Genomic DNA, 1019 nt, shown 5'->3' on the forward strand with positions numbered 1-1019 from the left:
TCGGGGCGTGAACTTTCGTTCGTAAAAAAGCAGAACCCTTTGCAGCTTTTGAGGTCTTGTCGCACCGTTGAGGGAGCTTCGCGCTCGTGTATAAGGGAGACCAGCCTCATGTCTTATACTAGCCGTTTTGTCGGCATCGACATATCAAAATCGTCTTTGGATGCCTGCGTTCTGCCGGATGGCCAGACAGTGACCTATCAAAATACGGCAGCAGGCATTGCCAGTTTTCTCGCCTTTCTCGCAACTGTGGACGATATTGAACGTCTGGTTCTCGAACCGACCGGCGGTTACGAGCGCCTTGTCGTTGCCGCCTTGCAGGCCGCGCGATTGCCTGTCGCCAAGGTCAATGCGAAGCAGATCAGGCAGTTTGCACGTGCCTGTGGCCAACTCTCCAAGACCGACAGGATCGACGCCTTCATTCTTGCCGATTATGCAAGGCGCATGGAAACAAGAATTCTGCCACAACGCTCTTCTCAGGAGCGGGCTCTGGCGGATTTTGTCAGTCGTTACAGACAATTGTCGCACATGATCGTGCAGGAGAAAAATCGCCGGGAGAAGTTGACCGGGCGAACGAAAGTCTGGATCGAGGAAAGCCTGCGTTTCCTGCTCGATCAGCGTCAGGCTATCGTGGATGAAATGACGGCTTGCCTGAAAGCGGATGCAGAGTTGGGCCGGAAGGCCGAGGTTTTGATGTCGCTCAAGGGGATCGGCCTACGAACGGCATGCTTCATCCTGGCCGACCTGCCGGAACTGGGGCATACTGACAAAGGACAAATTGCCAAGCTGGTTGGCGTTGCGCCGCTTAATCGCGATAGTGGTCTGATGCGCGGCAAGCGCATGATTGCAGGTGGTAGAAGACATCTGCGCGACGCGCTTTACGTCGCAGCGCTGCCTGCCATTCGTTTCGATCCCGACATGAAGGCATTCTTCACGCGTCTCAAGCAGCAAGGAAAGCCCGGAAAGGTCGCACTTGTCGCCGTCATGCGTAAAATGATCATCATCCTAAATGCTAGAATGCG

General features: G+C 54.7%; 1 protein-coding gene. It reads left to right on the forward strand.

The window, feature by feature from the left end:
* Nucleotides 1-108: 108 nt before the first annotated feature.
* The coding region (locus HWX93_RS22665; RefSeq protein ID WP_210267260.1) for an IS110 family transposase at nt 109-1019 on the forward strand (911 nt) is incomplete at its 3' end.

This window comes from Brucella tritici (genome assembly GCF_902825325.1).
GTDB lineage: Bacteria > Pseudomonadota > Alphaproteobacteria > Rhizobiales > Rhizobiaceae > Brucella.